At 49.2% G+C, this 24899-nt stretch carries 23 protein-coding genes and 3 pseudogenes; 6 read left to right on the top strand and 20 right to left on the bottom strand.

The window, feature by feature from the left end:
* Positions 1–6: 6 nt before the first annotated feature.
* On the bottom strand, positions 7–1224 hold the full coding sequence (gene hmpA / locus BA6348_RS22975; RefSeq protein ID WP_007781656.1) for an NO-inducible flavohemoprotein: 1218 nt from the start codon (positions 1222–1224) through the stop codon (positions 7–9).
* A gap of 229 nt (positions 1225–1453) precedes the next feature.
* On the opposite strand from hmpA, the gene BA6348_RS22980 reads away from it, so the two are divergent.
* Together BA6348_RS22980 and BA6348_RS22985 are read left to right on the top strand one after the other, a co-directional pair.
* Positions 1454–2113 (top strand): suppressor of fused domain protein, encoded by a 660-nt coding sequence (locus tag BA6348_RS22980; protein ID WP_122953400.1) that lies wholly within the window; start codon positions 1454–1456, stop codon positions 2111–2113.
* Positions 2114–2333: 220 nt separating this feature from the next.
* Complete coding sequence (locus BA6348_RS22985; protein WP_242507402.1) at positions 2334–2648, top strand: histidine phosphatase family protein; 315 nt, start codon at positions 2334–2336, stop codon at positions 2646–2648.
* 136 nt (positions 2649–2784) lie between these two features.
* Here BA6348_RS22985 and mobB read toward each other — a convergent pair whose 3' ends face one another.
* From mobB to BA6348_RS23010, 5 genes are all read right to left on the bottom strand, one after another.
* Positions 2785–3300, bottom strand: coding sequence for a molybdopterin-guanine dinucleotide biosynthesis protein B (gene mobB / locus BA6348_RS22990; RefSeq protein ID WP_026557964.1), 516 nt, complete (start codon positions 3298–3300; stop codon positions 2785–2787).
* A gap of 9 nt (positions 3301–3309) precedes the next feature.
* Positions 3310–4569: a molybdopterin molybdotransferase MoeA gene (locus BA6348_RS22995; RefSeq protein ID WP_025847982.1), complete on the bottom strand. Its 1260-nt coding sequence runs from the start codon at positions 4567–4569 to the stop codon at positions 3310–3312.
* 43 nt (positions 4570–4612) lie between these two features.
* Positions 4613–6961 carry an FdhF/YdeP family oxidoreductase gene (locus tag BA6348_RS23000; RefSeq protein ID WP_122953401.1) on the bottom strand — a complete coding sequence of 783 codons (2349 nt, stop codon included), beginning with the start codon at positions 6959–6961 and terminating at the stop codon, positions 4613–4615.
* Between the two features lie 196 nt (positions 6962–7157).
* Positions 7158–7523, bottom strand: a complete 366-nt coding sequence (locus BA6348_RS23005) for a Na-translocating system protein MpsC family protein (RefSeq protein ID WP_007781634.1) — start codon at positions 7521–7523, stop codon at positions 7158–7160.
* A gap of 52 nt (positions 7524–7575) precedes the next feature.
* Positions 7576–8850, bottom strand: a complete 1275-nt coding sequence (locus BA6348_RS23010) for an L-lactate MFS transporter (RefSeq protein ID WP_007781632.1) — start codon at positions 8848–8850, stop codon at positions 7576–7578.
* 425 nt (positions 8851–9275) lie between these two features.
* On the opposite strand from BA6348_RS23010, the gene fdhD reads away from it, so the two are divergent.
* Positions 9276–10073 carry a formate dehydrogenase accessory sulfurtransferase FdhD gene (fdhD, locus tag BA6348_RS23015; RefSeq protein ID WP_007781627.1) on the top strand — a complete coding sequence of 266 codons (798 nt, stop codon included), beginning with the start codon at positions 9276–9278 and terminating at the stop codon, positions 10071–10073.
* Between the two features lie 31 nt (positions 10074–10104).
* Here fdhD and mobA read toward each other — a convergent pair whose 3' ends face one another.
* Positions 10105–10725 carry a molybdenum cofactor guanylyltransferase gene (gene mobA / locus BA6348_RS23020; protein ID WP_007781625.1) on the bottom strand — a complete coding sequence of 207 codons (621 nt, stop codon included), beginning with the start codon at positions 10723–10725 and terminating at the stop codon, positions 10105–10107.
* 112 nt (positions 10726–10837) lie between these two features.
* Between mobA and BA6348_RS23025 the strand changes: the two genes are divergently transcribed.
* Entirely contained in the window at positions 10838–11275 is a 438-nt protein-coding gene (locus tag BA6348_RS23025; RefSeq protein ID WP_007781621.1) for a Dps family protein, read from the top strand.
* Positions 11276–11391: 116 nt separating this feature from the next.
* On the opposite strand, the gene BA6348_RS23030 is transcribed toward BA6348_RS23025, so the two are convergent.
* From BA6348_RS23030 to BA6348_RS23045, 4 genes and pseudogenes are all read right to left on the bottom strand, one after another.
* Entirely contained in the window at positions 11392–11856 is a 465-nt protein-coding gene (locus BA6348_RS23030) for a hypothetical protein (RefSeq protein WP_007781617.1), read from the bottom strand.
* Between the two features lie 221 nt (positions 11857–12077).
* Positions 12078–13757 carry a methyl-accepting chemotaxis protein gene (locus BA6348_RS23035; RefSeq protein WP_007781614.1) on the bottom strand — a complete coding sequence of 560 codons (1680 nt, stop codon included), beginning with the start codon at positions 13755–13757 and terminating at the stop codon, positions 12078–12080.
* A 289-nt stretch (positions 13758–14046) separates the two neighbouring features.
* A complete protein-coding gene (locus tag BA6348_RS23040; RefSeq protein WP_007781612.1) occupies positions 14047–15027 on the bottom strand; it encodes a zinc-binding dehydrogenase in 981 nt (326 codons plus the stop codon).
* 15 nt (positions 15028–15042) lie between these two features.
* Positions 15043–15540, bottom strand: a pseudogene (locus BA6348_RS23045) (lactoylglutathione lyase family protein).
* Positions 15541–15708: 168 nt separating this feature from the next.
* Here BA6348_RS23045 and BA6348_RS23050 point away from each other — a divergent pair.
* Complete coding sequence (locus BA6348_RS23050; protein ID WP_007781603.1) at positions 15709–16038, top strand: winged helix-turn-helix transcriptional regulator; 330 nt, start codon at positions 15709–15711, stop codon at positions 16036–16038.
* 234 nt (positions 16039–16272) lie between these two features.
* Here BA6348_RS23050 and BA6348_RS23055 read toward each other — a convergent pair.
* The 5 genes and pseudogenes from BA6348_RS23055 to BA6348_RS23075 form a co-directional block, all read right to left on the bottom strand.
* Positions 16273–17048, bottom strand: a protein-coding gene (locus BA6348_RS23055; protein ID WP_198508421.1) for an IS5 family transposase whose coding sequence is annotated in 2 segments (ribosomal slippage) — positions 16273–16721 and positions 16721–17048 — 777 coding nt in all. Because the reading frame shifts where the segments join, the coding sequence is not laid out codon by codon here.
* 74 nt (positions 17049–17122) lie between these two features.
* Positions 17123–17488 carry a hypothetical protein gene (locus tag BA6348_RS23060; protein ID WP_129552242.1) on the bottom strand — a complete coding sequence of 122 codons (366 nt, stop codon included), beginning with the start codon at positions 17486–17488 and terminating at the stop codon, positions 17123–17125.
* A 634-nt stretch (positions 17489–18122) separates the two neighbouring features.
* A pseudogene (locus tag BA6348_RS28110) lies at positions 18123–18239 on the bottom strand (RHS repeat-associated core domain-containing protein); the annotation flags it as partial.
* A 45-nt stretch (positions 18240–18284) separates the two neighbouring features.
* Positions 18285–19520, bottom strand: coding sequence for an IS110 family RNA-guided transposase (locus BA6348_RS23070; protein WP_007781595.1), 1236 nt, complete (start codon positions 19518–19520; stop codon positions 18285–18287).
* Between the two features lie 140 nt (positions 19521–19660).
* Positions 19661–20437, bottom strand: a complete 777-nt coding sequence (locus tag BA6348_RS23075; protein WP_005826978.1) for a recombinase family protein — start codon at positions 20435–20437, stop codon at positions 19661–19663.
* Positions 20438–20611: 174 nt separating this feature from the next.
* Here BA6348_RS23075 and BA6348_RS23080 point away from each other — a divergent pair, with 174 nt between their 5' ends.
* Entirely contained in the window at positions 20612–20812 is a 201-nt protein-coding gene (locus BA6348_RS23080) for a helix-turn-helix domain-containing protein (RefSeq protein ID WP_005826981.1), read from the top strand.
* Positions 20813–20815: 3 nt separating this feature from the next.
* Here the strand turns inward: BA6348_RS23080 and BA6348_RS23085 are convergent, their stop codons facing one another.
* The 4 genes and pseudogenes from BA6348_RS23085 to BA6348_RS23100 form a co-directional block, all read right to left on the bottom strand.
* Positions 20816–21679 (bottom strand): hypothetical protein, encoded by an 864-nt coding sequence (locus BA6348_RS23085; RefSeq protein ID WP_005826983.1) that lies wholly within the window; start codon positions 21677–21679, stop codon positions 20816–20818.
* A gap of 598 nt (positions 21680–22277) precedes the next feature.
* Positions 22278–22835: a hypothetical protein gene (locus tag BA6348_RS23090; RefSeq protein WP_007781587.1), complete on the bottom strand. Its 558-nt coding sequence runs from the start codon at positions 22833–22835 to the stop codon at positions 22278–22280.
* Positions 22836–22850: 15 nt separating this feature from the next.
* A pseudogene (locus BA6348_RS23095) lies at positions 22851–23543 on the bottom strand (RHS repeat-associated core domain-containing protein); the annotation flags it as partial.
* A 76-nt stretch (positions 23544–23619) separates the two neighbouring features.
* On the bottom strand, positions 23620–24855 hold the full coding sequence (locus BA6348_RS23100) for an IS110 family RNA-guided transposase (protein WP_005826991.1): 1236 nt from the start codon (positions 24853–24855) through the stop codon (positions 23620–23622).
* Positions 24856–24899: the final 44 nt, after the last annotated feature.

Raw genomic sequence — 24899 nt, forward strand, 5'->3', positions numbered from 1 at the left:
CAGCTCTTAGTCCAGCGTTCCGGCAGGACCGAAAAACTCAAAGTGAATGTCCTGCGCAGGCACTCCCCACTCCTTCAGGGCACGATTGACTGTTTTCATGAAAGGAACCGGGCCACAGAAATAGAAGCTCGCGTTTTTGTCGGCAATGACGCTTTGCAGCCAAGGCAAGTCAATGTAGCCCTCTTTGTGAAAGGCTTGCGCTGCCCGATCCTGCTCGGTCGGCTTTTCGTAGCACCAGAACGCTTTTACTTGCGGATGCTGGGCAGCCAACTCCTCCACACTGTCTCTCATCGCATGCACATTTCCGTTTTGCGCTGCGTGAATGAACGTCACCGGGCGGTTCGAGCCCGTTTTCACCAGCGTTTTCAGCATGCTCATCATCGGTGTCAGCCCTACGCCGCCACTGATGAGCACGACAGGTCTGTCATCCTGCTGGTCAAGAATGAAGTCGCCTGCTGGCGCGGACAGAGGCAAAATGTCTCCTTCGTTAACGTGCTCCCACAAGTACACGGATACTTTTCCGGCTGGCTTGTCGCCAATCGCGTCCTCCCGTTTGACGGAGATGCGGTAGTACGGATTGCCCGGCGCATCCGAGAGGCTGTATTGGCGAATGTGCGTATTTTCCTCTCCCGGGATCTCCATTTTGACGCTTACATACTGACCTGGCTCGTAGCTCGCAATCTCTTTCCCGTCCTTCGGTACGAGGTAAAAGGACGTGATGACATCGCTCTCTTTTACTTTGCGCTCCACGACAAACTCCCGGAAGTCGGCCCAGCCGCCTGGCTGATTCTCCGCCTGTTCGTACATTTCCGCCTCCACGCTGATGAACGCGTCTGCGATTACCCCGTACGCTTCCGCCCAAGCCTCGATGATCTCGTCTGTCGCGGCATCGCCCAGCACCTCTTTGATCGCACCGAGCAAGTTTTCCCCAACAATCGGATAATGCTCCGGCTTGATGCCCAAGCTGCGGTGCTTGTGTCCGATCTGTTTGACGACGGGCAAAATCGTTTCCAGCTTGTCGATGTACAGGGCAGCCGCATACACCGCATTAGCCAGTGCCGTTTGCTGTCTGCCTTGTTTTTGGTTAGCGTGATTGAAAATGTTCAACAACTCTGGATGGTTGGCAAACATCCGTTGATAAAAGCGTTTGGTTATCGTTGTCCCGTGCACTTCCAGTACAGGCACGGTGGATTTGATAATATCGATCGTTTTTTGGTTCAGCATATTGGCCCTCCTTGAAAAATCAACGTGTGATCTATGTCACTAGTGTACCGGAGCAAAGCTTTTGCCTCCTGTGATTGTAATCACAGGAAAAAGAAACGATTTGTGACAACAAAAAAAGAGCTTCCTGCCTGCTGAAGCTGGTTAATCATAAAAGTTTTACGAGATTTGGCCCTGTTGCTCCGTCCTGCGCTATAGTAAGATATAACCAAAATTGGAGGGGGTATGCTGCTTGACTTTGGAAGAATACAAACAACGCGCATCCGAGCAGGATGACTGGGCACCGGGCTGGGACGCGATCGACGAAGTGTTCCATCAGCTTTATCCTGCACAGGAGCCTGCACATTATGCGACAAATATGGTGAATCGCGCCATGTTTGGCGGGGACGCCTATTTGGATGGCTTCAGCATTTATCAATCTCCGAACGGCTACAAGCACATTTTGACCTACGGCATGACGGAGCTGTACACGGACGAAGAGGCATACGGCGGCGAATGGAGCCGTTGGGGCTATGAGATGACGATCAAGTTAAAGGAAGATTCCAACGAGGAATGTATGTGGGCGATCGACATGCTGTCCAACCTGGCGCGCTATACATACACCCAGAAACGGTTTTTCGAGCCTAACCAGTTTGTCGCAGGGAACGGCACGTCGATTCATATTGGCACAGATTCGGCGATTACGGCCCTGCTCATGGTAGAGGATACAGAAGCAAAAGGAATCGACACCGTCCATGGCAGAGTAGAGTTTTTGCAACTGGTCGGCATTACGCAAAAGGAACTGGAAGCGTTGAAGGACGACCCTGCGCAGGCGGAGACATTGATTGCAGCGATGAAAAAGGACAATCCATACTTGCTGACAGATATGAACAGGGTTCAGTCTTACTTGTGAACAGCCGAAAAAAGCACCGGGTATGACGCGTTCCCCGTCGGCAGTCTGGCAGTCTGGCAGTCTGCGACTCTATGTTTCTGCAGCACCGTGCGCAAAGCTCTTGTCTCCTGCCATCCGGTTCAACGGGGAAAGAATGGAACTGACATTGAAAATAGGTTTAGTAAGACATTACAAAGTCAAGCAAGATTATCCAAAAGGTGCGTTCATATGCGGCCGGGACGTGAATGCATGGTTTCAAACGTACGACCTGGCCGACATTGAGGCAGGCCGGACCGACCTGAAAGGAATTGAGTGGAGCAGATGCTATTCCAGCTCGCTTTCGCGTGCGGTAAAAACGGCGGAGCTGATCTTTCAGGGACCGATTACGCAAATGGCCGAGCTAAAGGAAATCGCGCCGCCTGCCTTGCCTGCACGGCTTAGGCTGCCGTTTTTGCTCTGGGCGATTCTGATTCGCCGAGGCTTCAACGGACCGAAGTTCAAAATTGCGAGCAACGGCGAGCTTTATTTGTTCGAGCGGCAACAGCCTGAGTCGTGAGTAAACGTTTGGGCCAGTCGAAACGTTTTGCCTATTAGAAAACCTGGCTGCACCAGGCACTGGCGACAAGCCTTCGCGGCCCCGATCCAAAAAAAGATCATCCCTCGCCTCGGCCGGGATGATCTTTTTGCTTCTATTAAATAATTGGCGGCGCTTCCTCGATCCGCTCTCGCACAAACCGGGCGATGCCGTCTATGTCGTCTACGTGAAAACAGGGCAGCTCCGCCTGCTTCTGCTCTCCCCAGCTTACCACTCCGACCAGGTTGGACACGGACCGGAGCAATTCAGCATCTTCCGGCCGCCGCAACAGCACGAGCTTGGGGTAGCCTTCCCGCTTGAAGCCTTCCACGAGGACGAGGTTCGCTCCGGCGGCCGCAAGACGCTGTACGAGTACGGCCAGCTCTTGCGGGCGCTGCTCGACGATTGCCGTCTTCGTCCGCGAGGTGATTGCCACGATCGAAGCTCCTGCCTCGCGATAGCGCCACGTGTCTTTTCCAGGCTGGTCCCATTCAAAATCGTGGCCGCCATCGTGCTTGATGACGCCAACCCGCAGCCCGGCGCCCTCCAGCAGAGGAATGAGCTTCGTCAACAGCGTCGTCTTGCCACTGTTGGAATAGCCGACGATTTGCAACACGCACGGCTGTTTGTCCAGGTCCATTCGCTATCCTTCCTTCCTCCAGGTCGGGGCCGCATGGGTTAAAACTTCGACCAGCTCGCCCGCCTGCTTGCCGCTTCCGCCCGGCGGAATGACGATGAAGCATTCGCTGTCCTTGAGCGTTCCGAGATTGCCCGCCTTTTCATTGAAATCAGGCACCGCCAAAAGTCCGCCGTCTTGTTCCAGCAGCCTGCCGCGCAAATAGCGCGGGAACGGGCACGGCTTTTGATAAGAAACGGCCAGCCTCGCCCGGATTGCGTGCGGGACGACTTCTGCCGCCCCGGAAAGGCGCCGGATCGCCGTCCGCGCGAACAGCTCAAAGCCGAGGAAACAGGCTCCGGGATTTCCCGACAGCGCCAAGTACGGCTTGCCTCCAACGAGCATGCTCGTCGTCGGACTGGCCGGGCGCATCGCTACCCGGTTGAACAAAAGTTCCACGTCCGGCTCGTCCGTCAGGAGCGCGATCACATCGAAATCGCCCACTGACACCCCTCCGCTGGACACGAGCACATCCACTTGCTGCATGTATTCGCTGATTTTTTGCTTCGCCACGGCGAGTTCATCGGGCAGGCCGGAAAAGCAAACAGGGATGCCCCCCGCCTCGGCAATGAGAGCGGTCAGCATCACCATATTGCTGTTGCGAATTTTTCCCGGGACGAGCGGCTCGTCAATGCCTAACAGCTCGCTGCCCGTCGCCAGAAGGCCGACTCGCGGCCGGCGGAAAACATCGACTTGCGCGTAGCCAAACGTAGCCAGACTGGCGATCGTGCCTGCGTTGATCCTCTCGCCAGCCTTGGCGATCACCGTTCCTTTTGCCATCTCCTCGCCGCGGCGGGAGACATTTTCCCCAGGCTGCATCGCCCGCTTGATCCAGACGGTTTCCGCGTGCTCGCCAGGGTTTTGCGTTTGCTCAAACATAATCACGGCATCGGCGCCTTCCGGCATCATCGCTCCGGTCATGATCCGCGTAGCGCAGCCTTCCGTCACGGTTCGCTCAGGCACCTGTCCCGCCGCTACGGTTTCGATCACCTTGAGGGCGAGCGGGCTCGCGATCGTAGCCCCGACCGTATCCGCCGCCCTTACGGCAAAGCCGTCCAGCGGCGAGCGGTCAAAGTGCGGCAAATCGTACGTTGCGTACAAATCGCAAGCCAAAATTCGCCCGTAAGCCTCCCCGATGTGCACCCGTTCTGTTTCCAGCGTAGGCAATGCCGCGAGCCATTTGCCCATCGCTTCCTCTACCGAGACTGTTTGTCGCGCAAAACGCATCGTCCGTTCCTCCTAATTGTGACCGCCCATCACGCCGTTTTTGTCAGCCGACGTTTACTTCCAAATCTTCTATCGGTTTTTCCTTGTATTTCAAATCTTTATTAGCAGTGAACGAATCCGCCTTTTCGATCTTCACTGCCGTATTGTATTCCGGGATACCCGCGAACGCTTCGTACACGCCTTTTGGAATCAGCACGTTTCCTTCCGGCCAGTACACCTGGATATTCCCTCTTCTCGTATCTTCAAACTTGGCGCGCCCTTGGTAGGTGCCATAGCTATTATACACGACAATCGTTTCGCCTTCCGCAATGCGCAGTTCCCGCGCGTCTTCCGGATTGATTAAAATATCGTAGCGATCCGCGTTGTTGAACGGGTCTTTGTTGCTGTAGATCATCGAGTTGAACTGCTTGCCGCGGCGGGTGGTCACGTAAAAATGCCCTTCCGGCTTGTCAAGCTGCGGAATTTCGATCGGCAGCAGATTCGCTCGGCCGTCTGGCGTCGGGCACACTCCGTCCTCGCACAGCCAGGCCCCTCCCCATTGAAACACATCTCCGCGTTTTTTCAAATGCTGGATGCCGTCGTAGTTCGGATTCGCCTGCGCGATTTCCGCACGAATTTCCTCCGCGCTGGCAAAATGCATGAGGTGCTTTTTGTCCGGATGCACGCGCGCAGCCAAATCGACGTAAATCTGCCACTCGGCCCGCGCCTCTTCAATCCGTGGTCCCTCGATCTCGGCGCTGAAGTACACCATCCGCTCCGTACTGGTCGACGTGCCGCCGCCCGGCTGCTCGTAGCGCGTCATCGCCGGCAGGACGATTACCTCTTCCTTGGCATCGACGAGGGTAGACGTGTTGAAAATGATGTCCTGATGGACGCGCAGCTCGACATTCTCCAAACATTTTTCCATGAAGTCAGGGTCAGGCATCGTCTCCAGGAAGTTGCCGCCGCTCGTGTAAAACAGCCGCGTCTTGCGCTCGTGTCCATCGGGCAGCAGGGCGTTTTCGAGCGAGATGCCGACAATATCGCCTTGCCATTTCGGGATCGGGAACTTCCACAGCTTTTCGATTCTCGTCCAGTTCTTTTCGTCAAAATCGCCGCCAGGCAAGCTGAACGGGTCCGCTCCCATCTCCCCGGAGCCTTGCACGCCGGAGTGGCCGCGAATCGGCATCACGCCGCAGTGCTTCCGGCCCAAAAAGCCGCGCAGAATCGCCAGATTGGCAACGGAGGAAATGTTGTCGGTCCCAAAGCGGTGCTGGGTCAGTCCCATGCTCCATACAAATACGCCTGATTTGGCATTGGCGAGCAAAAGCGCAAATTCTTTCAGCCGCTCCCTGCTCAAGCCAGAGGATTGCTCGATCTGATCCCACGGCAGATTGGTCACATGCCCCCGCAGCTCCTCGATGCCGTTTGCATGCTCCCGGACAAACTCGCGGTTGATCGCCGAGCCCGGATTGGCCTCCTCCATCTCAAACCAGTGCTTCATCACGCCGTTCATGAAGGCGATGTCGCCGCCGATGTTGACCTGGTAAAAATCGTCCGCGAGCTTCGTGCCGAACACAGCGCTCTCCGGCACCGACGGAATCCAGTATTTTTCCATCGCCGGCTCTTTGTAAGGGTTAATCAGGATGATCTTCGTTCCCGCTTTTTTGGCCGCGTACATGTACTTCGTGGAGACAGGCTGGTTGTTCGCCGGAACCGAGCCGAAGAAGACGAGCACATCCGTGCCGATCCAGTCCTGGTAGTTGCAGCTCGACGCCCCGATGCCAAGCGACCGCTTCAAGGCTGTCTTGCTCGGCGAGTGGCAAATGCGGGAGGCGTTGTCGATGTTGTTCGTCCCCAGAAAACGGGCCATTTTTGCCGCCGTATAGTACACTTCGTTAGTAATTCCCCGCGCAGTCAAGAAAAACGCGAGCTGCTTAGGACTGATGCCTTTGATCTTGTTCGCGATCCGGTCCAGAGCGTCGTTCCAACTGATCCGCGTGAATTTGTTTTCGCCCGGCTTGCGCGACAGCGGATAAGGAATCCTGCCCAGCTTGCGCAGCTCCACGCTCGACATCTGTTTTAGAGCGCTTACATCTTCGAGCCATTTGTCATCCATGGCAGGCATTGTATTGAGGCGCAGCACGTTCAGGCGCGTCGTGCACAAATGCGGGCCTGTGAGAGTCTGGTCGTACAGACCGGATACGCCGAGCGCGCAGCCGTCGCATACTCCCTGGGTCAAAATCCGGTAGGCGTAACCGAGGTTGTCCCGATTGTCATACACGACCTTCATCGTGTCGAGTATGTGATGCGGCTTGATTTTGCCAAGTCCCATGGGCATCATGGAAGCCCACAGGGAAGGCTTCAGCGACGTATCCAGCTTGACTGGTCCCTTATGCTTGGTCTTCCCCATTGGTTTTTTCGCTCCTCTCTTGTCAAACACCCTGAGACTAAAAAACCACCATGAAACCGTCCCTGATTCCCAAAGGAAGAGAGCGTGTTCACGGTGGTTGTCTAAAGGCAGGTTCGCTACCCAAGTCTCAACGTCGTGTTTGCTTGCGAAGTCCGCTTTGTCTAACCGGTGAACAGGAACGCTGCTTCGCTTAGACTTACGGTTCGTTTTTCCATTTTTTCTCGATGTCCTGATCGAAAACAAAGATGGACATCCCAAAATCACGTTCAATGTCAATGTCGACGAACAGGTCGACGAGTTTTGCGCCCAGAAACGCTTCCATGTCAACTGGCTGGTGTTTCCGATACATCTCCTTGACCATTTCGGTTCTGGCAGCTCGTAGTGTCTGCTTTCCATCTTCCGAAGTGGCAATGAACTTTTCCACCGGCGAAAGATTGCCCTCCATTTCGCAGATCGCCCAGTTTTTGCAAAACGTGGTGCTGATCTTGCTAGGTCCTTTCCCCATATGGCGCTTCCGGAAAGCTCTGACCAAATTACTGAACTCTGCTTCGAACTTATTCATCGACGGTACTCACCTTTATTCCAATCATTCTCTACTAAGACTTTACCATTGATTAACTAGCCAATTCAACTGACTTTTCTCTTTGTCTGGCTTCTTCCTTCAATTTTTTAATATCCAACCGGATTAAGAGGGAAATAAAGAAGGCTACAATGAACATCGCAGCGAACACGCTCATCGTTCCTGTGTAGCTTTGCGTCGTCTCGCGCACCCATGCGGCGAAGATCGGGCCTGCCAGCCCTGCCGCCGCCCATGCGGTCAAAATGTAGCCGTGAATCGCCCCGAGCTGGCGCGTGCCAAACAGGTCGCCAATGTAGGCAGGAATCGAGGCGAAGCCGCCTCCGTAGCAGGTCATGATGATGAACATCGCGATCATGAACAGCACCGGGTTGCTCATGTTCGGCAACAGGAAGAACAGCACCATCTGGATCGCGAAGAAAGCCGTGTACGTATTCGCCCGCCCGATGTAGTCAGACAGCGAAGCCCAGCCGATTCGTCCGCCGCCATTGAACAAGCCGTTCAGGCCCACCATCAGCGCAGCGGTTTGCACGGACATGCCGACCATTTCCTGCGCCATCGGCGAAGCGACGGAGATGACAGCAATTCCACAAGTCACGTTGATGAACAGCATCAGCCACAGCCAGTAAAAACGGCGCGTCTTGATCGCTTCGTTGGCGGTAAGCTGGCACAAGTCTTTTTTGATTTGCTTGTCGCCTGCTGCCCCTTCGGTCGAAAAACCTGCGGGCACCCAGCCTTTTGGCGGCGGAGACAAATATTGCGCAGATGCAAACATGACGACGAAATAAATGATACCTAAAATGTAAAAGGTGTTCGCAATGCCGACACTCTCAATCAGCGCGTTCATGATCGGGCTGGCGATCATCGAAGCGAAGCCAAAGCCCATGATCGCAAGTCCTGTCGCCAGTCCGCGGCGATCCGGGAACCACTTCACAAGCGTAGACACCGGGGTAATATACCCGACCCCAAGGCCGATTCCGCCCAGCACGCCATAACAAATGTACAAAAGCGGCAAGCTGGCAAGCTGGATGGCAAGCCCGGAGCCGACAATCCCGACGCCGAAAAAGATCGAGGCGAGCGTTCCCGCTTTTCGCGGCCCGTGCTTTTCTACGTAGTGTCCGAGAAAAGCCGCGGACAGCCCGAGAAACAAAATCGCGATGCTGAAAGTGAACTGCACATCGGGCAGTTCCCAGCCAAATTGCTGGGTGATCGGCTTGGTAAATACACTCCACGCGTACACCGATCCAATCGAGATGTGGATCCCCACCGCAGCCAGTGCAATCAGCCAACGGTTTTTCACTTGTTGCTCCATCATGTTCATCTCCTTTAAAATGGTCTTGGTTGGAATGAAGCCCAATCACTGGTGCGCCACTCCGAAAGCAAAAAGAAAAACTGCTGATTTCATCGACACCCCCCGCTTTTTCCGCACACACGGAAACAAAGGTATCAATGAAACACAGCAGTTAATCATCAGCAGGAACGCTACGTCAGCATCAACAAGCACGTGCCATCGTATTCAATTGGTGATTCACAGCGAGAGATTCGGTGACAGGTTCGCTGTTCCGTGTCTTTTCGCTCTATACGCGCAGGAAGTTACTGAAAGTAGAAAATTTTATGACACTTTCACCCTCACATAGTATACTACCATGTAAGCGCTCACTCGACAATATTTTCTCTGTCAAAATCTATTCACAACTTGTCATTTCTCCACGCATGAACATGATACGGGAGGTTCGCATGTCAAAACTGAGCAAAACAACCCGCCTGCGCGTCCTGAAAGTGACGGCTGACCAGCACCACTGGGAAGACGACGAGATCGTCACGGAGTACCCGCTCACGATTTTTCTCAATGACGAAGAGTTCGCCACCGTCGTCTGCACGCCAGCCGATCTGGACGAGATGGTGATCGGTTTTCTCGCAGCGGAGGGAGCCATCCAAAGCTTCGGGGAGATCAGGCAGATCACGATAGACGAGGCAAAAGGGCTGGCCTACGTAGACCTGCACAAAGAAACGATTTTGTCCCAGAGCTTTTACTCCAAGCGCAGAATTACGTCGTGCTGCGGCAAAAGCAGACAGTCCTTCTACTTTTTCAGCGATGCCCGCACAGCAAAGCCGGCGAGCGGCACCACCACCGTCACCTCTGCCCAATGCACCAGACTCATGGACGAGTTGCAAGCCTCCTCCGTTATCCATCAGCAGACAGGAGGCGTTCACAACGCGGCTCTGTGCACGCCTGACCAAGTTCTCTTGCAATATTCGGATATCGGACGCCACAACGCGCTGGACAAAATTTACGGGAAGTGCTTGCGGGATAATATCTCGACCGCGGACAAGATTCTCGTGTTCAGCGGACGGCTCTCGTCTGAAGTTTTGTTGAAAGCCGCCAAGATCGGCGCAGGCATCATCCTGTCCAAATCGGCTCCGACCGACCTCGCCCTGCAACTGGCAGAGGAACTGCAAATCACGGCCGTCGGCTTCATCCGCCAAAACAAAATGAATGTGTACACGCATCCGGAGCGGATCATTTTGCCCTAGCTCCGCTTCTTGCGTGAAAAACAGGACAAGCTTACGGCCGTCCTGTTTTTCTGCGTTGCTCTTCGCGGATGGCAGCCGCGTACTCTTCCGGAGTATTGGCATTGAACAGCGCCCACGGGTCGAGCCAGCCGTCCGGCACTTCCAGGACGGACAGCTTGCGAATCGTATTCATCAGCCGCAGCTCGCCCTGCTCCAACGCTTGTTCCCAGACGGGCTGCGTGCTTTTGCGGTACAAGGCGCACAGCGGATGAATCCGCCCCTGTGCCGAAGGAATGACCGCGTCCCAACCGTCTTTTCCGGCGGCATAGGCGAGCAGGCTTGCGAGCTGCGTCCGGTCCATAAACGGCAAGTCGCAGGAGAGCACGAGCAGCACGTCCTTCCTACACAGGCGAAACGCCGTCACCAGGCCGCTCACGGGTCCCGCTGACGGCACCAGATCGGCCGTCACGCTCACGCCGTCTCGTTTGACAAGCTCTGCCGGGATGCGCTCAGGCTCGTTGCACACGATCAGGCAAGGCATCCCCATCGCCAAAATTTCTGTTCCCAGCTCTGTCACCAAGGTGCCTTCGCGCCATGGAAGCTGGTCTTTCGCGACGCCCATCCGGCTGCTTTTTCCGCCAGCCAGAATGACCGCGTGTACGTTTGGCTGCATAAACATCTCCTGCCGTCTCCAAGATTTTTTCCTGCAAGGGTTGACAACAATCACTATTAGTTTATAATAATTATAAATAAGAAATCATTTTAAAAAAGGAGAGGTTACGATTATGGAAAACACTATGTTCAACGTTTTGAATAAACAAGTGGCAAACTGGACAGTTCTGTACACCAAGCTGCACAACTTTCACTGGAATGTAAAAGGCCCTCACTTCTTCACCCTGCACGCGAAGTTTGAAGAGCTGTACAACGAAGCTTCGGCGCACATCGACGCATTGGCAGAGCGCGTGTTGGCAATTGGCGGCAAACCTGTAGGCACATTGAGCGCATGTCTGAATACAGCGAGCATCACAGAAGCGGAAGGCAATGAAACCGCCGAGCAAATGGTGGAAACCGTCGCCCGCGACTTCGCGATCCTCGTCGACGAGCTGAAACTGGCAATCGAGGCTGCCGAACAAGCAGACGACGAGGCGACAGCGGACATGCTCCTGGAAATTCGCAGCGGTCTGGAAAAACACATCTGGATGCTCAACGCTTTCCTGCAATAACAGCTTGCCCGTTACCATCCCATACAAAAAGGCGATCGTGCTTGCACGTCGCCTTTTTTGCTGTGAATCAAGCGGCTACCCAGTCCAAGTCCGGGCAGGCAAGCCGTCTTTTCTGTCTACGCCAGTGAAAAAATCAGCTTTCTTCCATCTTTTCCCACTTTTACCTGAGGCAGATACTTCAATGACTTTTGTACGCCGATGTACGGGCTGGCGAACTCTACGTCATGCCGTTCCTTCAAAATCGAACAAAGATCGGCCAGGGACATCGGAGACATGCTTTCCCGCAAGATGTTCTCGATGTGATTGGCCACTTCCTGATAATTGTGACGAATGTGGGTCTTTCGTACCTTGATCCGCTTCACCATATCTGTCGGAAGCTCCTCAGTCGCCACCGCTACTTCGTCAGACAGCTCAGTTGCATCAAAGCCTGCCTCGGCATCCATTTCCCGAATCCGGTTCAGAATTTGCTTGATGTCTGCTCCCAACTGCTTGTCCTGGTCTACGTATTGCCGGCGCAGAGCCATTCGCTGCTCCAGCATGGCCTGCAGTGTCATCTGCAACGCTTTCCGTTCATTAAACATTGCGCTATGTATTCCCCTTTTCACAAAAAGTAGAATTTTATGGAATGTACCCTCAATGATAATATAACTCGTCCCCCTTGAAAACGAGGAATTTAGGCGCACAAACGCTGACGACTTTCGCGATAGCCAAAAAAACGAGCTAACTCCCTTATATGAAAATCTCCCCCAAGCATGCCTATACTTAAGGGAGTTGTCAGTGTCCTACACAAACGATTATTTCCTCAATACCTGAAATTCGAAACGATCTTCTGCAGTTCTTCGGACATCTTGGACAGAGCCAAAGCTGACGAAGCAATTTCTTCCATGGAAGCCAACTGCTCTTCCGTAGCAGCAGAAACATTTTGCGTTCCGGCTGCTATTTCTCTGGCTACTTCCCGTATGGTTGCCACCGATTGCACAATGTCTTCCATCGACCCTGCGACCCGCTGCGCACTGCCTGACACCGCTTGAATCTGAACAACAACATCGCCCACTGAGCGTTGGATGTGCGCGAAGGAAGTTTCTGCCTGGGTTGCTACTACCATACCTTCGCTTACTTCGTTTTTCACTTGAGCCATGGAAGCTACCGCTTTTTGCATCTGTTCGCGGATCATCGAAATTAAATCGCTGATTTTACTTGCCGATCCGGCTGACTGCTCCGCAAGCTTTCTTACTTCCTCTGCAACGACAGCAAATCCCCTGCCGTGTTCCCCTGCCCTTGCCGCTTCAATAGCTGCATTCAAAGCCAGCAAATTCGTTTGAGCAGCAATGTCGGTAATCACTTGAACAATTTCGCCAATTTCCTCTGAACGATCGCCCAAATCTTGGATTGCATTTGCCAGGTCATGCGTCTTGGCGTGAATGGAACCCATTTGTTCGTTTGCGGTTTGGAGCGCCTGATTTCCTTCCTCTGCCACTTGCGCTGCTTGTACGGCGGAAGCGGATACTTTCTGGGCGTTGGCCGCAATTTTTTCAATTTCTTGCGCCATTTCGTTAAGTGTCTGGGCACTCTGGTCTACGCTGGAGGCTTGTTGCTCGGAGCCCGAGGCTACTTCTTGCATGATGGAAGCGACTTGCTCGGTGGCTCTGCTTGTTTGTTCAGCGCTTGCCGTTAACTCTTCCGCAGATGCGGCAACCTGTTCTGCATTGACGCCCACTTGATGTATCAGGGTACGCAAGTTGTTTTTCATGACGGTAAAGGAACGCGCCAGTTCTCCGATCTCGTCCTTGTTCTTTACCACGATATCTTCCACAGTCAGGTCTCCCGCCGCCATTTTTTGTGCAGAAGAGGCCAACAAGACGACGGGTCTCGCAATCCAGCGCGAGACAAAATAGCCAATGCAAAGTGCCAAAACGACTGCGATCGCACTGATGATGAGTCCGGTTGTGATGACGCCGTCTACCCGAATGGAGTTTTCTTGCGAGGCTTGCGTCATTTGTGCTTGTTCCCGCTCATTGATTTCGTCAGCTACCGCCCGAATGTCCCTGGAAAGCGGAAACAACGTGGTCGTGGCGATTTCCAGAGCCCGGTCGCTGCTCACGGAGAGAATCTGGTTTTTCACTTCATCGTATTGCTTGTTCAAAGTCTCGATTTTGCCCAGCGCATCCTTGGTCTCTGGCGTTGAGGCGATTTCCATGGTGGAGGACACGAGAGCAGATAGCTCCTTGCTTGCCTCCTCCATTTTTTTCGCGGCTTCCGGATCTTGCGTCAGCAGGTAATCCCGCAAACTGCTGTTCATCTGCGTTGCCTGTACCTGAATCGCCTTGGCGTTCAGGAGCACTTTCGCCTGTACGTCTACCAGCTCCGTGTACGAGGTGTCCACTTCCTTCAGAAAGGCGAACGACAGTCCACTCACGATCACCATAAGCAGAGACACCGCTAAAAATCCGCCAATGATTTTCTTTCTGATTGTCCATTTCATGCTGTACCCTCCGATTCGCAAGGAAATACGTTCTTGTTACGAGCAGTCATACTGGTTTCGTTGGCGGCGACGAGCTTGTCGATGGCAAGCCCTTCCTGCCGATTATAAGCATACAGGCAGAGTTGGCTTTGTTGCAAGTCGGAGGAAAAAGAGAGAGCGTCAAGAAGTTCGCTTGGCCTCAGCGCTTTAGCGCTTTATGGCAACAAGCGCCAAGAAAAAACCCCAGACGAGCTGCAACAACTCGCCTGGAGTCCATCATGGTCAAACGTCATCGAAAAACGCATTTTTGTCAGCCAATTTTCGCTACCACTTTTCCTTTCCCTTTACGAGTAGCCAGTTCAGCCAATGCTGCCGGGACTTCCTCCATTGCAATGATTTTCTCAACAAGCGGATTCAGTTTGCCCTCTTGAAGAAGGAAGAGCATATGGTTTCCGATTTCTGAGAGTTTTTGCTGTTCACGTACATGACCGGACTGATGCACGCTTCCAAGTGCTACTTGGTGAAAAGACAGGGGACGTGCAAATGAAATCGCATCATTCACATCAGGAGCTCCGGCAATAAACGCAATTTGTCCGTTAAAAGCAAGAGCCTTCAAAGATTTTTCAGCATTTTCACGTCCTACTGTATCAAGGACCAAATCTACCCCTCGTCCGTTCGTGATTTCCAAAGCTTTCTCTACAAAGTCTTCTTTTTGGTAGTCGATGGCATAATCGGCTCCCAAGCTCTTTACATACGCATGATTCATAGAAGAGGCGGTTGTTAACACCGTCAGTCCTGCGTTTTTCGCCAGTTGAATAGCAAAGCCGCCTACTCCGCCTGCTCCTGCATGAACGAGAATCGTCTCCCCTCGGGAAGCTCGCATTTTATGGAACAGGGCTTGATACGCTGTATATCCGGCACATGGAAGAGCAGCAGCTTCTTCAAAGGACACGCCTTCTGGAATGACCGATACTGTATGAGCGGTTGTCACACCATATTCAGCATATCCGCCTTTTTTCGTCAAATCACTGTGATAGACAACTCTGTCTCCCGCTTGGATATTTGTTACCTTTTCGCCTACTTCTTCAACCACGCCAGCGGAATCCAACCCCAAAACATGCGGGTATACCCAATTGGGATTTCCTCTGATCCCTGTTTGATAGTCTACAGGGTTACATGCAGTAGCTTTTATTTTGACCAGGATTTCACCTGGCTTCGGCGACGGTTTTTCTACATCCCCTACTTTCATTTCAAATACGTTTGCTTTTTCTTCGAGCAGTAATGCCTTCAATGTAAGCTCCCCCCTTTAATAAGCACCTTGTGAATACGTTAACTCATAACTGTGTGTATAAATTTCGAGTACATTCCCGAACGGGTCTTCGCAATACACCATTTTATACGGCTTTTCATTTGGATAATATTCACGAATAGGCATACGTTGCTTCCCTCCGTGAGCTACCACTTTTTCAACAAGCCCTTCAATATCAGGATCTTGTGCACAAAAATGAAAAATCCCCGTTTTCCAAAATTCAAAGTTATTTTCAGGAGTTCCATTTGCTGAAAATTCAAATATTTATACACCGACTTTATCAGATGTTGCCAAGTGAGCGATTTTCAATTTTCCCCAGCCCCTTCCAAATACATCTGTGCACATTTGTCCAATCGGGCTATCGTCTTCTCGAATTTCAGACGGTTTCATAATGGCATACCATCCTAATACCTCTGTATAAAACGCAACAGCTTTCTGTACATCCGGAACAGATAATCCAATATGGGAAAATGAACGAGGATATGTGTTCGTCATTTTTTCTCTTCTCCTTTTTACCTTTCGTTCTTTTTCAGTATAATGAAGGACATGTTGGAATGGAAAGTCGGCACTTTCATGTAACCAGGTACCCTAATCGTAACCATCGTTCATGTTTACTTGGCTATATGTGGGCAAAACCAAGAACTTTCACGTGGGGGATCAACGTTGACTACGCCAAAATACAATGTACCAGTGGAAGCAACGCTGGAAGTAATCGGAGGAAAATGGAAAGTTGTCATTTTATGCCTGTTAAAAGAAGGAGAAAAACGCTTCAGTGAACTGCAAAGAGGCATACCACTGATTACGAAAAAAATGCTTTCCCAGCAGTTAAGAGAATTAGAGGAAGACGGAATCATCAGCCGGAGAGTTTACGATGATGTTCCCCCTAAAGTAGAGTACTCGCTAACGGAAGAAGGAGAAAGTTTGCGCGAAATTTTACAGGCAATGTGCGCATGGGGAGACAGAAGAATGGGGAATCAGCCGGATTGCAGGTAAACTGGTGCCGAATGCCAAGGATACTTTGTCAAACTGTATCGTTTCCCTCAATCCTTCTGTTTCACGTTGATAAAGATTAATACGACGAAGAATTTCAAGTCTTGGGAGTCCATACGACTTCTCATTGATGAATAAAAAGGGTTATTGTAGCCCAACCTCAGAGCAAAAAGAAACCCCAGACGAGTAGGTGAATTCGCTTGGGGTTCAATGCTCTAGGATGTGTCTGAAAACTCATTATTGAGTTAGTTTAAAGATGGACGCGACATATACAAACGCTAGGAATGATTTGGCCAGCTTGTCGTAACGAGTAGCGATTCGTCGAAAATGTTTGATTTTATTGAAGAAGCACTCCACCAAGTGCCGTTCTTTATAGCGATACCAATCCACTTTCCAAGGATTTTTATTATTCGCTTTAGGCGGGATGGTGTACGCTGCCTGCTTAGCCGTAATCCAATGCCGAATGCCTTCTGAGCCGTAGGCTTTGTCACCAACAATATGGCTTCCCGTAAGATCAAACCCTTGAAGCAAATTGATCGCTGGAACGGAATCATAGACGTGCCCCCCCGTGAGAAGAAAAGCGAGGGGATTCCCTAATCCATCGACGACGGTATGAAGTTTGGTTGTCTTTCCGCCACGGCTGACGCCTATGTGCTGATTTACTTCGTGTCCTTCTGCGTTTTTTTAGCACCCGCACTGTGTTGATGAGCTTTGACCGATGTAGAATCGATGCTCAAGTTTTCAAAGTCAGGTTCTACGTGAAGAGCTTGGAAGATGGCGACAAGTAATCCGGTATCTCTCCACTTGCAGAAGCGACTGTAGACCGTTTTCCATGAACCATAAAGTTCTTCCGGCAAATCTCGCCAAGCCGCACCACTTCGGGCAATCCAAAGAATGGCATTAAACATGGTACGATTACTTAATTTGGACGGACGTCCTGTTCGATAGGGGGGGAACATGTCCTGAATTTGTTCCCACTGTTCATCGTTTATTTCGTACCGTCTTTGAATCATGCTCGTTGCTCCATTCGTTTTTCCTAAATCATACCACATTTTCTTTAGTTTTCAGACACGTCCTAGTTCAACTTCTAAATAGTTTTAGCTTCCCATTTTTTAATACTGATTTGCTCCATGTTGTAAACGTCCATTAAATCTTGGCACAAAAGTTTGAGTTCATCTTTTTCTTTGTCTTTTTTTACATACATTAACTCTGCTTCAAAATAACTGTCTGAACCTAAGTAATTTACTAATTTGAAAGGTTTTATTTCCTTACCATTGTCTGTATGATATGACCAATTGTTTAATATAGTCCTTGTTCCGAGTGGACTCCTTTCAAACTCCTTTAAATCACCTTCCACAGACACCTTAATTTTTACCACTGTACCTTTTTTCACTTCAAAGTTGGGTACAGAGTACACATCGTTGATATTATCCCAGCTAATGCCCATAGACAAGTTCGTCTCCCTTCTAAAAACCTGGCGATAGTCTTCTACCAGCTGGAGTTGACTTTAATAAGGCTCGTGCCACAGCTATGGCTGCCCCAACAGTACTTAAATTTCTTCTCACACCGCCATCACCTTGAGCGTACATTTGATAGCGCGCAACCCCTGCTTCTGGGAAAGTTATCTCCATTTTTACATTATCAAAAACTGGAATGTTGGTCATGGTTTTTAACTTTTCGCCCTCTTTTAGGTTACCAAGCTTCTTATATAATTCTAGTTGCGCTTTAGGGTCTTGTCCATTTAGAGGCTTAACCTCCCAAACTTTATTTCCTAAAACAATGTCAGCCTCATAGTATTTATTCTTGAGTCCAAACCATTCTGTTTCTCCTGTGGCTAATTTTTTCTCGAGTTCGGCATTCTGCCCGTACTTCTGATAAAGTTGTTTTGCTACATTAATCTGTGCAATCTCATGGAAAGGAGTATATAACTCTCTAAAATTTGGTTCACCAGGATCAGGTGTATCAGTAAAATCCGGTGCCAAAAATGACAATGCACTTGATCCAAATACCATCATAGATGCATCAGCAGCGGAGAATAGTCCGCTATTGTAACCTTGCGAAATAAGATTTAGAGACCAAGTATAGCTATGACCAGTTGGATCGCTATACCTCAACGGATTGTTTGCGGTATATACATACCGATTCAACGTCAACGGATTCTCCACTTGCCCCTTATACGCATCCTCCATGATAAAGCGCTCAATGGATAAAGGTTAGGTGGCAACTCGTAAAAGCTACCACCCTGCTGATTACGCCGCCTGTTCTGTAAGGACTGGCATTTTATACTCCGTCTTGTACTTCATCATGCTGTAGATGACGTTGACCAGTTTCCGCATGACACAGATGATTGCTTGCCACTTGGTTTTGCCCTCTGCTAGCTTCTTCTCATAGTAAGCATGGTACATTGGATGATTCGGCTTCTTTTCCCCCCTCGATACGCCAAGCATACGAATAGCGAGGTTGTAGAATATGTCATACAAGCTACGGTTGCCTAGCTTGCTCTTTTTAGCTTTCTGCTTGTTCCCTGAACTGTGCTGAACAGGTGCGATTCCTGCAAAGTTAGCTAGCTTGTCTGCATTAGAGAAGCGTGAAATGTCGCCAATCTCCGCTATCAACTCCGCCGCCGTTACTGTACTGATTCCGTGCATCGTTTCTAGCTTGTAATCGAGTAAAGCCAAATGTTTCTTCAACTCAGCGTCAATCTGGTCTAGCTGATGCTCACGAATGATGATGTCTCGAACAACATCTTTCACTAGGAAATCATTAGCTTCTTGGTAGTCCTTTGATGTGTCACCGTCCTGTTCCACAAGAGAAAGAATTTCTTCTGCCTTCTTGGTTGACAGACAGTAATTGCTTTTCTTACGTAGAAATTCGGCTAGTTTCTCCACCCCCACCCCTTTCAAACAGCTTGGGGAAGGATATTTACGCCAAAAGGCTAATGCTGTTTTCCCATCCACCTGTGAAAAGAACTTCTTGTAGCTTGGGTAATGGTAGCCAAGCTGTTGGTGGAGTTGAAGTTTCAAACCAGTCAAAACGCTAACGATATTTGCTCTTCTCGTTACCAGTTGGGAAATTGCATAGTAGAGGTCAAGCGGATTGGCGTCTGGCAAGGTATCCAAGTTGGAAATCAGGATACGAGCCACACATTCCGCATCCCAAGCATCTGTTTTCTTGTTGTTTGGACTGCTTCTCCGCATGGATACCGTTAGTGCAGGATTGACAGCTTTTACCTCATACTTGTTTTCGATAAGGTACATGGCGAGTCCTCTTCCGTAGCCGCCCACATCTTCCAGACCGAAAACAGGTGTCAGACCTTCCTTCTTGGCAATCTTGTTTACCTCTTTCAGAAACACAGGGAAAGCGGAAGGCTTGTTTTCAAACTTCAATTCACCCAGTTTTTCATGCAGACAATTCATCATGATGGCTGTGTGATGGTTTTTATGCAGGTCTACGCCAATGTAAAGCAATGTCAATTTACGATTCATGATTCTTTCCCCCTCATCTTAGTTGTTTTCAGTTATCTATGCAAAGAATGTCAGCACCCTCCGAACAAGCGTTAATCATATAGATGACCACGCACGGACACGTCAGCTTGTACATTCTCTGTTAGACAACTGAAAAGGTTCTAAATTATCGGTTGGTGAATACCTTGTGATTCGATATGACCGTATGTGTATTGCCCTTTGTAAAATCCCTCACGGTCTAGGATTCGCTTCACTTGCACTTTTGTAAATGACTTGCCCTGTGCTGTTCTGTAGCCCTCCACATTAAGCTGTAGAGCCATTCGGGAGAGTGACCAAGTTGGATACTGCTCACGTAACGAAAACAGTCTACGAACCGTTTCTGCCTGTTTCTGGTCTATCTGTAAAGCCTTCTGACCTTTTGGTACTGTATAGCCAAAGGTTGCCCTTCCTCCTGCATAGCCGCCTTGTTGGGCTTTCTTATTCCGCCCCCTTCCAAGTTTCATCGCTATTTCAAGTCGTTGGTATTGGTCAAGCAGTTCCATTAAACCGTTAATCAAGAAATCGCTAGGGTCTTTCTTGTGGATACTGTACGTGGGCTGTTCAATGCTTCTGACATCTACTCCGTACTTCTTGAACTCCCGATGCACCAATACCTTCACGATGTCAGACCGCCATAAACGGCTTGTATTCAACACAACTACGTAATCCACCTGATGAGTAGAGAGGGCGGCTAGCATGTCCTGAAAGCCCTCCCTGTCCACTTCTAGGGCTTCCTCATCCACTTTTGCCCCTGATATGCCTTCATCGCAGAACATATGCAGGAGATTCCATCCCTGTTCCTTGCAGTATGCTAGAATTTCATCCTGTTGGTACGCTAGACTGTAGCCGTCTTTTGCTTGTCCTTGCGTAGAAACTCTGACATATCCGATGACGTTCATGGTCATTTCCTCCCCCATCGTTACAGAAATTGAGATTTACGTAACGCTTAACCGAAACGACATACTCTGATTATATACCGTTTAACCGTAACACACAATGACTTCTTCTTAATGAGATGCTATAATGAGACAAGTCTAGTACGCTTAAGCGTTACCTATTCAGGAGGAAATAACATGGCAATTCGGGTAAAACTGAGAGAGATTCTTGAACAAAGAGGTATCTCTCAACGGGAATTAGCAAGACTTACAGGGTTAAGAGCAAGCACTGTCAATCATCTTTGTTCTGATAAGGTAGACAGGGTATATTTAGAGACTTTGGAACTTATTTGCAAGACGCTGAATATCAGCATTGAAGAACTGATTGAGATTGATTAAAGGTCAACACGCTTCATCTTTGGCAGTTCTGTTCACCCTTCCACACACTAACGCACAGGGGAGCAGTACAGTCTCTTCCCATTGTTCGATTGCTATGCTATCGAAGTCTACGACTTCCTGTGACTTTAGCAATTCAGCAATCGTTCTTTTATGGTGGGGAGTAAACTCATCCATTGTCATCAAACCGTTTTGAATTGCCAACACGATTGCTCGTTTCTCTGGCTTCAATGGAGTTATGTCATGCAATACCGAGCAGAAGTATAGTTGATTGAATCTTGGGGGATGTTGAACTAAATCCTCCATTGGGATTTTCTCGTCTGGTTTGTAGACGATTTCCACTCTAGTTAGTTCCCCCACCGTATTCTTCCTTTTCCGCTCCTCTTGCTCTTTCCTCTTGTCATAGACCCTACAGTAGCCTGCCTGTTGACGTTTACTTTTTCTACCAAAGTATCTCGTCCCCTCGTACAGATTCATTCGCCGTCCCGTCTTGGATGAAGTAAACACGTTAGTTATCGGGCTAGGAATATCAAATGCGACATCACAGCGAGCAAACCATATCGAACTTGCGTTCTGATAAAGCGTATCTAATAGGTGCTTGAACTCTGGCAGATAGTCTGGGTGCGTTTCGATACGCAAAGAGTGTTTGAGTGATTTCGGCTCATGGTATGGCTGATAGGAGATATGTAGGTAGGTCTCATCAGACAATTCGATGTGAAGATGATACTTAAATCCCCAATCTGTCTTTCCAATAGACTCGGTGATACCGTAGTAGTCGCAGATATTTCGTTTAAATGGATTAAAGAATTTCCAATGCACATCCTTGTATTCAATGACCATCTTATCAATCGACAGCTTGATGTTACTCATTTTCTTCCCCCTCCAAAAATTTTGATGAATTTCTGGCTTAATTAGAGGGGAGGGCGGCTAGCCATTACCACATGACCTTCCCAATTGCTATATGTAAACTGGCACGTTACCAGATTTTTTTCCTTACACTCTTCATAGTCGGGACATCATACCCATTAGTTGCAAGATTCCTTTACTTCATGTCCCTCTGCATCTTAGTAATCGTTCCATCCTTGCGGATTGTTGCAGAAAATTTTTATCCTTTCACCGTCCCTATCGAAATGGGGGATAGGTTAGTTGCGTTCTTATTGGATTTCCAAAAAACAGGGAGAAAACGAAGATAAGGTTTTTGCGGTAAAAATTGATGGTATCTGGCTATTTTGATGGAATAAACAATGGGGAAGAAAGGGGAATTAGGGGTACTTTTTGCAACATTGTTTGTCCGAACACAACTTTCATGAAAATAATGTACGGGTATTACAAGGGTTATATTGTCTTTTGGGAGATAAAGCGGTTCATTCGGCACTGGGTGGGGTCTATCTCAATTGCCGCCCAGTCAAAAAATGCAAAAAGAAACCCCAGACGAGATTGGTTACTCGTTTGGGGTAAGGTATGTGAACTAAATTAAGTTTGCTTCTTTGATTACGTTTATCTCTTCATCAACTAGATTTCGTATTACGAAACCAGAAAATACTTTTTCACTATCAAAAAGGCAACTTAAATGTTCATTTATTTCTACCTCCATATCACTTTCAATATTTTCAAATAGACAATATAAAGATTTGTCTACGAGATGGAGGCGGAAAGTTCCCTTTTCCTCATGAAAATATCCATGATGAGTTTCTTGGTTATCCAAACTTAACACTGGGAGTCCGTTTATCTTCTTATGGAAATTAATCCCACATATTTCTTGAGTAACAGTTTCACTAATAAAGAATCTGATTTCTTTCAATACCCCACCACCATGAGAAATATCATCCCTAAAATCCAACGATACTGCCAACGGTTCTGCTTCACCATACAGTCTCCATTGAAAACCTCCCCTATAAAGGTATGATTTTTCAGGTGCAGGAATATCTACAGTGATAGTTACAAGAACAAATTTGTCTCCCATATATTCGATTTCGTGAGAAACAGAAACAAAACTATTGGTAGATGACGTGCTAAGTAATTTCAAAAAACACTCCCCCAATTACTTGAACAATGCGTGATATATTACTGCCTCCGTCTCAGTAACATTTATTCCTATCTCCCATTGTCCTATTGTCATGAAGTTTCTTCCAGATTTAAGATTAGGAATTGCTTTCTCAACCGCAGTCCTAAAACTAGTCAGCATTGCTTGTTCAATCATCTGCTTGCTCTTCGTGCTAAGGTTAATCACTTCTGGATTTTTCAACATGTATTCAACCATATGTTTTGTTGCGTTTGGATGTACCCATAGTTCATGTCCACCTGCTTTTAACCCGTTCAGTACAAACGATTTAGGAATGTTTGTTCCTGCAACTGCGGCTTGTGTAACTTTAATCGAGTCCCAAACGGTAACAGCCGTTTTTCCTGCCGCCGCCGCTTTCCCTCCCCATAAGAATTTGGGCAATGGAGCAAACAGTAAGAAGGTGTTGACCTCTAATGCCACATCTTCTCTTGCACCTTCAATGTGCTCGTAGACTCCTGTTATGACACCATTTTCTTTAATAAAGTCATTATCATGCTTATAATCAGCTTCGAATTTACTTCCCTTGCTGCTGCAACTACCTGCATGTGCCCATTTACCTTCCTTAGATTCGCACCAATGCCCTGTTGGGTCAACATTGTTGAGAGGATTGTTATGCACATACGTATACCGATTCAAACTAAGCGGATTGTCAACCTGTCCTTTATACGTATCCTAGTTAATAAACCGTTACTTTCGTAGAGAGAAGGCGGCAACTGTTTTCCAATTACCGCCAGCTATTCTTATTCTATCATCCTGCTTGTTTCTCTGAAACAGTAGGCATCTCATACGCCGCCTTTGTTCGCATCAGGTAGTGTATGACGTTGACCAACTTCCTCATAATACAGACGATAGCCTGTTGCTTCGTTTTCCCCGCCTCCAGCTTCTGCTCATAATACGAGTAGAAATATGGGTTACGTGGCTCTTTCTTTCCTCTCGTAACCGCTATCTGGCGAATGGCTATGCCCTTGATGATCTCGTGCAGGACGCGATTTCCCTGCTTGCTCTTATAGTTCCTCCCCTTCCCGCCCGAACCTGCAAAGATGGGGGCGATTCCTGCAAAACGAGCCAGTTTTTCGGGGGTGGAGAAGCGGTGAATGTCGCCAATCTCCGCTACTAACTCTGCCGCTGTTACAAGGTCTATCCCCGTCATCGTTTCAAGTTGAAACCCTAGACCTGCCATCAATTCCTTGATTTCCCCTTCTATCCTCGCTAACTCAATCTGATTGAAACGGATGTTTCGGACAAGGCTTTGCACGATAAAATCCCGCTTCTCTTGGAAGTCCCTTGTTGTGTCGCCATCTTCTTTTATCAGCGCGAGAATTTGAGCCGCTTTTTTGTCGGATAGACAGTAATTGCTCCATTTCCGCAAGTATTGCGCTAATTCCTCTTCGGTCACGCCTGCCAAGTGGCGTGGGGAAGGGTACTTCTTCCAAAACGAAAGAGCAGTCTTTCCATCTACCTGTGAAAAGAACTGCTTATAACTTGGATAGTGATAGCTCAACTGCTGATGCAGTTTTTGATTTTGTGCCGTTTGGTTCTTCACCAGCGATCTCCGCTGAGTGACAAGCTGGCTGAGTGCCCAATACAAGTCCATGGGCTTGGCATCTGGCAACTTCTCTAACTCGTCTCGCAGTACCCGCGCTACACATTCAGCATCCCAGCTATCTGATTTCTGTACCGTCACATGGCTTTTCCGTCTAGCTGTAGAGAGGACTGGATTCACTTCTTTTACCCAGCAATTGCTTTCCGCCAAGAATACCGCTAACGCTCTGCCGTTCCCGCCGATGTCCTCCAATCCATAGACGGCTTTCATGCCTTTTTTCGTGTGCTTCTTCACTTCCTGTAAAAGTTTCGGAAAGGCGGCGGGCTTGTTCAGGAATTGAATCTCGCCCAACTTCCGATTCCGATCATCAATCATTACTGCCGTGTGATGCTCTTTGTGCAGGTCAACGCCCACATAGATCAAATTGTCTTGATAGTCCATATACAGACTCCTCTCCTGTATCGAATGGTTCCTGATGAGCTAGA

The organism is Brevibacillus agri (assembly GCF_004117055.1).
Lineage (GTDB): Bacteria > Bacillota > Bacilli > Brevibacillales > Brevibacillaceae > Brevibacillus > Brevibacillus agri.

Bases quoted from the DNA above. Each gene is read 5' to 3' on its own strand.
- hmpA (WP_007781656.1), bottom strand. From the start codon at position 1,224: ATGCTGAACCAAAAAACGATCGATATTATCAAATCCACCGTGCCTGTA.
- BA6348_RS22995 (WP_025847982.1), bottom strand. From the start codon at position 4,569: ATGCGTTTTGCGCGACAAACAGTCTCGGTAGAGGAAGCGATGGGCAAA.
- BA6348_RS23000 (WP_122953401.1), bottom strand. From the start codon at position 6,961: ATGGGGAAGACCAAGCATAAGGGACCAGTCAAGCTGGATACGTCGCTG.
- BA6348_RS23005 (WP_007781634.1), bottom strand. From the start codon at position 7,523: ATGAATAAGTTCGAAGCAGAGTTCAGTAATTTGGTCAGAGCTTTCCGG.
- BA6348_RS23010 (WP_007781632.1), bottom strand. From the start codon at position 8,850: ATGGAGCAACAAGTGAAAAACCGTTGGCTGATTGCACTGGCTGCGGTG.
- fdhD (WP_007781627.1), top strand. From the start codon at position 9,276: ATGTCAAAACTGAGCAAAACAACCCGCCTGCGCGTCCTGAAAGTGACG.
- mobA (WP_007781625.1), bottom strand. From the start codon at position 10,725: ATGCAGCCAAACGTACACGCGGTCATTCTGGCTGGCGGAAAAAGCAGC.
- BA6348_RS23025 (WP_007781621.1), top strand. From the start codon at position 10,838: ATGGAAAACACTATGTTCAACGTTTTGAATAAACAAGTGGCAAACTGG.
- BA6348_RS23030 (WP_007781617.1), bottom strand. From the start codon at position 11,856: ATGTTTAATGAACGGAAAGCGTTGCAGATGACACTGCAGGCCATGCTG.
- BA6348_RS23035 (WP_007781614.1), bottom strand. From the start codon at position 13,757: ATGAAATGGACAATCAGAAAGAAAATCATTGGCGGATTTTTAGCGGTG.
- BA6348_RS23070 (WP_007781595.1), bottom strand. From the start codon at position 19,520: ATGAATCGTAAATTGACATTGCTTTACATTGGCGTAGACCTGCATAAA.
- BA6348_RS23075 (WP_005826978.1), bottom strand. From the start codon at position 20,437: ATGAACGTCATCGGATATGTCAGAGTTTCTACGCAAGGACAAGCAAAA.
- BA6348_RS23080 (WP_005826981.1), top strand. From the start codon at position 20,612: ATGGCAATTCGGGTAAAACTGAGAGAGATTCTTGAACAAAGAGGTATC.
- BA6348_RS23085 (WP_005826983.1), bottom strand. From the start codon at position 21,679: ATGAGTAACATCAAGCTGTCGATTGATAAGATGGTCATTGAATACAAG.
- BA6348_RS23100 (WP_005826991.1), bottom strand. From the start codon at position 24,855: ATGGACTATCAAGACAATTTGATCTATGTGGGCGTTGACCTGCACAAA.